This window comes from Caballeronia sp. (genome assembly GCF_028292365.1).
GTDB lineage: Bacteria > Pseudomonadota > Gammaproteobacteria > Burkholderiales > Burkholderiaceae > Caballeronia.
In genome coordinates, this window is the sequence record NZ_JAQGMM010000373.1 from 1 (window position 1) to 7,826 (window position 7,826).

Below are 7,826 nucleotides of genomic sequence, written 5' to 3' on the forward strand. Positions count from 1 at the left end.
TCGGTGAGTGTATCGCTGAGATCATGATGTTTCGTCCTTCCTTCCGTCATAACCAGCGCGCACAACCCCGTCCCGTTCACCAGCATCAGCCGCAAATGCGTCCTGACGATAAACGCAAACTGCTGGCGCACGCTGCCGTCGCGCGGCAATCCGGACTCGAAGGCATCGATGATCTCGTCGTACCAATCCGCGATCACGCGCGCGCACAACTCCCGCTTCCCGCTGAAATAGCTGAACACGGTTGCCTCGGAAATCCCGGCGCGCTGGGCGATTTCGGCGCTGGTTGCGGCGTCATAGCCTTTTTCGGCGAAGACATCACGTCCGGCCTGAAGAATGTCCTTCACGCGCTGCTGTGACTTGACGCCTGCGGGCGTGCGGCGATTTCCGGTAACAGGGGTGGAGGACATAAGAAGGCATGTACGATGATGAACCAGATGTGAGCGTAGCTCAAATCCCTATTGACGGGAAGGGGTATTCGGCGTGAAACTGCCGTCCATCATGGAAATTAACGCGTGTGAGTGTGACTCATAGTTGAGTAGAAAACCACCACGCTGCCGACCTCGAGCCGATACACCGAAGAAGGAGATCCGCATGAACGACGTACCCGGTCTGAATTTCGCCTTGGGCGAAGACATCGACATGTTGCGCGACTCGCTCGCCAATTTCGCTGCGAAGGAGATTGCGCCGCGCGCCGCTGAAATCGATAAAACCGATCAGTTCCCGATGGACCTCTGGAAGAAATTCGGCGATCTGGGCGTGCTCGGTATGACGGTCTCCGAAGAGTACGGCGGGGCGAACATGGGCTATACCGCGCACATGGTCGCGATGGAGGAGATTTCGCGGGCGTCGGCGTCGGTGGGATTGTCGTATGGCGCGCATTCCAACCTGTGCGTGAACCAGATTCATCGCAACGGTACTGAAGCGCAAAAGCGCAAATATCTGCCGGGGCTGGTCTCGGGCGAACACATTGGCGCACTGGCAATGAGCGAGCCGAACGCCGGATCGGACGTGGTCAGCATGAAGCTGCGAGCCGACGAAAAGGGCGACCACTACGTGCTCAACGGCACGAAGATGTGGATCACCAACGGGCCGGATTGCGACACGCTCGTGGTCTACGCGAAGACCGATATCGAAGCCGGCTCGAAGGGCATTACGGCGTTTATCGTCGAGAAGGGAATGAAGGGGTTTTCGGTTGCGCAGAAGCTCGACAAGCTCGGCATGCGTGGCTCGCATACCGGCGAACTCGTGTTCGAGAACGTGGAAGTCCCGAAGGAAAATATCCTTGGAGAATTGAACGGCGGCGTGAAGGTTTTGATGAGCGGCCTCGACTATGAACGTGCGGTGTTGGCGGGTGGCCCGACGGGCATCATGGTCGCGTGCATGGATGCGGTCGTGCCGTACATCCACGACCGCAAGCAGTTCGGTCAGGCGATTGGCGAGTTCCAGTTGATTCAAGGCAAGGTCGCCGATCTTTATACGACCTTGCAAGCATGCCGCGCGTATCTCTACGCAGTGGGACGGCAACTCGATACGCTGGGGGCAGGTCATGGCCGCCAGGTCCGCAAGGATTGCGCAGGCGTGATTCTCTACACGGCTGAAAAGGCAACGTGGATGGCGGGCGAAGCGATCCAGATCTTGGGCGGCAATGGTTATATCAACGAGTATCCGGTCGGCCGTCTGTGGCGTGATGCGAAGTTGTATGAGATCGGCGCAGGCACGAGCGAGATTCGTCGCATGCTGATCGGCCGTGAACTGTTCGCTGAAACAGCTTGAGCGAGCGGACAAACTTATGCCGATCATCGAATCGAAACTGAATCCACGTAGCGACGAATTTCGCGCCAACACGGCGGCGCTTGAAGCGCTCGTCGCGGATCTGAAGGAAAAGGTCGCGAAGATCACATTGGGCGGCGGGCAGGCTGCCCGCGATAAACACGTGTCACGCGGCAAGCTCTTGCCGCGTGACCGCATCGCCCAATTGCTTGATCCAGGCACGCCGTTTCTCGAGTTGTCGCAACTGGCCGCCTACGGCATGTACAACGACGACGCTCCCGGTGCCGGCGTGATTACGGGCATTGGCAGGATTGCGGGGCAGGAGTGCGTGATCGTCTGCAACGACGCAACCGTGAAGGGCGGCACGTACTATCCGGTGACGGTTAAAAAGCACCTTCGGGCGCAGGAGATTGCGGAAGAGAACCGCTTGCCGTGCGTATATCTCGTCGATTCGGGCGGCGCGAATCTGCCGAATCAAGACGATGTCTTCCCCGATCGCGACCACTTCGGCCGCATCTTTTATAACCAGGCGAACATGTCGGCGAAGGGCATTTCGCAGATCGCCGTGGTGATGGGATCGTGCACCGCGGGCGGCGCCTATGTGCCTGCAATGAGCGATGAATCGATCATCGTGAAGAATCAGGGCACGATTTTTCTGGGCGGTCCTCCGCTCGTGAAAGCGGCAACGGGCGAAGAGGTTAGCGCCGAAGACCTTGGCGGCGGCGATGTCCACACGCGGCTTTCAGGCGTCGTCGATCACCTCGCGCAAAACGATGCACACGCGCTGGGGATTGCGCGCAGCATTGTTGGCAATCTGAATCGCGTGAAGGTCTCGCCGGTAGCGCTTAAAGAACCGCTGCCGCCGCGTCATGATCCGCATAGTCTCTACGGCGTGATTCCCGCGGACACCCGCAAGCCGTTCGACATTCGTGAAGTGATCGCGCGCATTGCCGATGACTCTGCTTTCGATGAATTCAAGGCCCGATATGGCACGACGCTCGTGTGCGGTTTCGCGCATATCTGGGGGCATCCGGTCGGCATCATCGCGAATAACGGCATCCTTTTTTCAGAGTCGGCGTTAAAGGGAGCGCACTTCATTGAGCTGTGCTGCCAGCGCAAGATTCCGCTCGTGTTCCTGCAGAACTTCACGGGTTTCATGGTCGGCCTCAAGTACGAAAACGAAGGCATCGCGCGCAACGGCGCGAAGATGGTGACGGCGGTTGCAACGGCGAAGGTGCCGAAGTTCACGGTGATTATCGGCGGCTCGTTTGGTGCGGGGAATTACGGCATGTGCGGCCGTGCGTATTCTCCGCGTTTCCTCTGGATGTGGCCAAACGCGCGCATCTCCGTAATGGGCGGTGAGCAGGCCGCGTCCGTGCTCGCGACTGTTCGCCGCGATGGCATAGAGGGCAAGGGCGGTACATGGTCGAAGGAAGAGGAGGAAGCTTTCAAGTCGCCGATTCGCGAGCAGTACGAAGTACAGGGGCATCCGTATTATGCAAGCGCACGCCTGTGGGACGACGGTGTGATCGATCCGGCGCAGACCCGCGACGTGCTGGGACTTGGGCTGGCGGCTTCGATGAATGCGCCTATCGAGGACACGCGTTTCGGCGTGTTCCGGATGTGACGGCAGGACTTGGCGCTTTAGCGCTTAGTCCTGCCCCATGCTTCGCGGACGGCAGCGCTTGGTGCTGCCCCATGCAGAGCGGACAACGGTACTCAGATGGCGCTTAAGCGCCTGGTCCCGTCCGATGCAAAGCTGACCTCTTCATTCAAGGCTTCGTCATGTTCAACAAAAAACTGATTGCGAATCGCGGCGAGATTGCGTGCCGTGTGGCCGCAACCTGCAAACGATTAGGCGTGGGCAGCGTGGCGGTCTATTCGGACGCCGATGCCCAGGCGAAGCACGTAGCCGTCTGCGATGAAGCCGTGCACGTAGGTGGCGCGGCTGCGTCCGAGAGTTATCTGCGGATCGAGAAGATTATTAGCGCCGCGTTGGAAACCGGCGCACAAGCCGTGCATCCGGGCTATGGGTTCTTGTCTGAGAACGAGGATTTTGCGCGGGCTTGCGAGACGGTCGGGCTGGTGTTCATCGGGCCGCCGGTCGAGGCCATCTCCGCGATGGGATCGAAGGCCGCGGCCAAGGCGCTGATGCAATCGGCGTCCGTGCCGTTGGTGCCGGGTTATCACGGCGACAGCCAGGAACCGGCGTTGTTGCAAAAAGAAGCCGATGGCATCGGCTATCCCGTGCTGCTGAAAGCAAGCGCGGGCGGCGGCGGCAAGGGCATGCGCGTGGTCGAGAAAAGCGCGGATTTTGCGTCGGCGCTTTTGTCATGCAAGCGCGAAGCCGCGAGCAGTTTCGGCAACGATCGTGTGCTGATCGAAAAATATTTGCAGCGCCCGCGGCACGTGGAAGTCCAGGTATTCGCCGATCAGCATGGCGACGCCGTGTATCTCTTCGATCGTGACTGCTCGGTGCAGCGGCGCCATCAAAAGGTATTGGAAGAAGCGCCCGCTCCGGGCCTCTCCGACGAAGTTCGCCGGGCCATGGGCGAAGCCGCGGTCGCGGCCGCACGCGCCGTGAATTACGTGGGGGCAGGGACGGTCGAGTTCATCATGACCGGCGACGGCCAGTTCTATTTCATGGAGATGAACACACGGTTGCAGGTCGAACATCCGGTGACCGAGATGGTGACTGGCCTCGACCTGGTCGAGTGGCAACTGCGCGTGGCGAGTGGTGAACCGTTGCCGTTGTTGCAGGATCAGTTGAAGGTGAACGGCCACGCGATCGAGGCGCGTATCTACGCGGAAAATCCATCGCGCGGGTTCTTGCCATCGACGGGAACGCTGAAGCATTTGAGCCTGCCCGACGCGGTCGAATTTCAGTTGAATGGAAACGTGCGCATTGATAGCGGCGTGCGTGAAGGCGACACCATCACCCCGTTTTACGATCCGATGATCGCCAAGCTGATCGTGCATGGCCATGATCGTGACGATGCATTGCTGCGCATGGCGCTGGCGTTGAAACAATGCGAGGTGGTGGGGCCGTCGACGAATATCGAGTTCCTGCATCGGATTGTGGTTAGCGTTCCTTTCTCGGCGGGTGATCTTGATACGGGTCTTATTGAACGTCATCACGACACGTTGTTTGCACCGTCGACGGTGCCAAAAACACAAGCGCTCGCGTTGGCTTGCGCTGCGTTACTCACGCGTGAGGGCGGCGAGGCGCACGGTGTGTCGCCGTGGGATGCGTTGTCCCACTGGCGGATGAGTGGTGGCTACACGCAGGCGTTGAACTGGCGCCTCGTTGGTTCGGACGATGAAATCCTGGCCGTCTTTACCCGCGACTCAACGTCAGGCCGCGCCGATAACAAACAACTCGAACTGCTCGGCGAAACGCTCACGTTCGACTGGTCGCATGGGGAAGAGCCTCATGCATTTGTCGTTCTGATCGGCGATAAGCGGATCAAGGGGCGCGTGTTTATCGACGGTGATGTGTTCCACGTGTTCTATGCCGGTGCGTCGCTGGCGTTTGAATGGCAGAACCTGCTGGCGCATGCCGCCGATGCCGAGCATGGCGAAGGCCGCTTGACGGCGCCGATGCCGGGCAAGGTGATCGCAGTGCTGGTGGAGGTGGGCGCGGTGGTCGAGAAGGGCGCGCCGCTGCTGGTGATGGAAGCCATGAAGATGGAGCACACCATTGTTGCGCCCGCGGGCGGCACGGTGGGTGAGATATTGTTTAGCGTTGGCGATCAGGTTACCGATGGCGCCCAGCTATTGGTGATGGAAGTGCAGCCCGCGAAATGACGTCTTACAGAGTTGCGCGCGTCATTTCGTCTTGAAGTTTCCTAGTAGTGTTTCTTCAGTTTCCGTCTTCACAATAATCTCCACGCGCCGGTTCAACGCACGCCCTTCGGGCGTGTCGTTGGTCGCGATCGGTTGCAAGAATGCGATCCCTTTTGTCTTGATACGCGCAGCAGGAACGCCGCGTGCGACTAGCGCATCCCCCACGGCATTAGCGCGCGCCGTGGACAGTGCCTGGTTGTAGTCGAACGGGCCGACGTTGTCCGTGTGCCCTTCGACCATGATCGGGCGCGTGCTGCGCTTGAGGAGCACGGCTGCACGATTGAGCACGGCGATGCTTTCGGGACGCATGGAGGCTTCGTCGAAGTCGAACAGCGCCGATTCCTGAAGCCGCAGCTCCACGCCCTCGTGCACCGGATGGACGACAATACCAACCTTCTGGTTGAGCGCTTCTTCCTTCGACCGATTCAGGCCGGACGCGCAACCGGCGAGCAAGGCCGTTGTTGCACACGCGTTGACAATCGTTTGGATAGCTTTCACTGCATGTCTCTTGAACGGATGCCGGGGCGGGGGTTCCAATTATAGGGAAACGGAATTGGCGAAGTGTGAAATTAGAACAACATGCGGAAAGCCGGTTGCAAGCGCTCCGGCCTTGATTCTGGCCGATAGCGGTCCGACTTACAATGCAGGGTTGGTACTCAGTGGGTGTTGCGCTTAAGACCAGCACTTAAGACCCGCACGTAAGACTCGGAAAGACTGGATTTGAAACAGGCTGGTGGGCTTTCACTTAAAGAAGAAATAACCGGGGCGTTTTATATGATTCCACGCGATCAAACCTCTGCGGACGAAAAGGACCGCACGCGGCGTCTGCAACGAACCGCGTCGGGGTTGCTGTACGCGGTGCTCGTCGCCGTCGCGATCTGGATGATCCGCGACTTCATTCCTGCGGTCGTGTGGGCGGCGGTCATCGCCATTGCGTTATGGCCGTTGCTGACCTGGCTCGAGCAGCGGCCGATGTTCAAGGAGCGTCACACCTGGCTCGCGGTGGTTTTGACCGTTGTGATCGGGCTGGTATTTGTCGTGCCGTTTATCCTGGTCGCGGCGCAGGCGGGAAGCGAGGCCCGCGACTTGATACGCTGGTTTCAAGAATCGCTGCGCACGGGCATTCCCATGCCTGATCTTGTCAATCATCTGCCCAGCGGATCGGCTCAGATATCGGCGTGGTGGCAGGAAAATCTTGCTACGCCGCTGAGTGCTTCACCGGCGGTGAAGAATTTCCATAGCGCGACAGTGGTTGCCATGACCCGGCACTTCGGCGGTCGGGTGGCGCACGGGCTGGTCGTGTTCGGCTTCATGCTCGTTACGCTGTTTTTCCTGTTCAAGGCGGGGTCGAGGCTCGGTGAACAGTTGCTTGAAGCGTCGAGGCGCGGGTTCGGTCCGGATGGCGCGTCGCTTGCGCGACGGATGGCCGAGTCGGTTCGCAGCACGGTGACGGGGCTGGTGGTGGTGGGTCTGGGTGAGGGCGCGTTGCTTGGCGTGGCTTATGCCGTGACCGGCGTGCCGCACGCCACGTTGCTCGGCATGCTGACCGCCATCGCCGCGATGCTGCCGTTCTGCGCGCCGATTGTGTTTATCGGCGCAGCGTTGTGGCTGCTTGCTCAGGGCTCAATGGCGGCGGCGGTCTGTGTCGCGGTGTTTGGGTTTGTGGTGGTGTTCGTGGCCGAGCACGCTGTTAGGCCGGTGCTGATCGGCGGAGCCGCGAGGTTGCCGTTTTTGCTTGTGCTGTTCGGGATTCTGGGTGGGGCGGAAACGTTCGGGTTGGTGGGGCTGTTTATTGGGCCGGCGTTGATGACGATTCTGGTCGTGCTTTGGAATGACTGGGTGCATTGAAGGGGTGCGGGCGAACATGTATTGCTCGTCCGCTGGTGCAATGAACCATGCAGCGTTTATTGAAGGCCGTTCCATCAACTCGCGTTGGAACGGCCTTTTCACACTACAGGCTAACGCGTCCTGCCTTGGTCAAATCACATACAAATCAACATACTCATTGACCGGCATTGCTTCGAGCGTTGCCTGATCCAGCGATACCGCGAGGATCGCCTCTTGCTGCTTGGCCGGGAAACGCCGTGCGAGATTGGTCCTGAACTTCTCGACCAGAAGCGGGATGCCGTCTTCGCGACGACGCTTGTGTCCAATCGGATATTCGACGACCACCTCGTCGAACTTCGAGCCGTCATTGAACTCGACCGTCA

At 59.5% G+C, this 7,826-nt stretch carries 6 protein-coding genes and 1 pseudogene; 4 read left to right on the plus strand and 3 right to left on the minus strand.

Annotated features, from left to right (window positions below):
- Nucleotides 1-407, minus strand: a 407-nt coding sequence (locus JWR14_RS22895; protein ID WP_299712390.1) for a TetR/AcrR family transcriptional regulator, incomplete at its 3' end; no start/stop codon positions are given.
- A 184-nt stretch (nucleotides 408-591) separates the two neighbouring features.
- On the opposite strand from JWR14_RS22895, the gene JWR14_RS22900 reads away from it, so the two are divergent.
- The 3 genes from JWR14_RS22900 (at nucleotide 592) to JWR14_RS22910 (ending at nucleotide 5,577) form a co-directional block, all read left to right on the plus strand.
- Complete coding sequence (locus JWR14_RS22900; protein ID WP_299712393.1) at nucleotides 592-1,773, plus strand: isovaleryl-CoA dehydrogenase; 1,182 nt, start codon at nucleotides 592-594, stop codon at nucleotides 1,771-1,773.
- 16 nt (nucleotides 1,774-1,789) lie between these two features.
- Complete coding sequence (locus tag JWR14_RS22905) at nucleotides 1,790-3,397, plus strand: carboxyl transferase domain-containing protein (RefSeq protein WP_299712396.1); 1,608 nt, start codon at nucleotides 1,790-1,792, stop codon at nucleotides 3,395-3,397.
- Nucleotides 3,398-3,555: 158 nt separating this feature from the next.
- Nucleotides 3,556-5,577, plus strand: coding sequence for an acetyl/propionyl/methylcrotonyl-CoA carboxylase subunit alpha (locus tag JWR14_RS22910; protein ID WP_299712399.1), 2,022 nt, complete (start codon nucleotides 3,556-3,558; stop codon nucleotides 5,575-5,577).
- Between the two features lie 21 nt (nucleotides 5,578-5,598).
- On the opposite strand, the gene JWR14_RS22915 is transcribed toward JWR14_RS22910, so the two are convergent.
- On the minus strand, nucleotides 5,599-6,105 hold the full coding sequence (locus JWR14_RS22915; protein WP_299712405.1) for an OmpA family protein: 507 nt from the start codon (nucleotides 6,103-6,105) through the stop codon (nucleotides 5,599-5,601).
- A 285-nt stretch (nucleotides 6,106-6,390) separates the two neighbouring features.
- Between JWR14_RS22915 and JWR14_RS22920 the strand changes: the two genes are divergently transcribed.
- On the plus strand, nucleotides 6,391-7,464 hold the full coding sequence (locus JWR14_RS22920; RefSeq protein ID WP_299712402.1) for an AI-2E family transporter: 1,074 nt from the start codon (nucleotides 6,391-6,393) through the stop codon (nucleotides 7,462-7,464).
- Between the two features lie 129 nt (nucleotides 7,465-7,593).
- On the opposite strand, the pseudogene prpD reads toward JWR14_RS22920, so the two are convergent.
- Nucleotides 7,594-7,826 (minus strand): annotated as a pseudogene (prpD, locus tag JWR14_RS22925) (2-methylcitrate dehydratase); the annotation flags it as partial.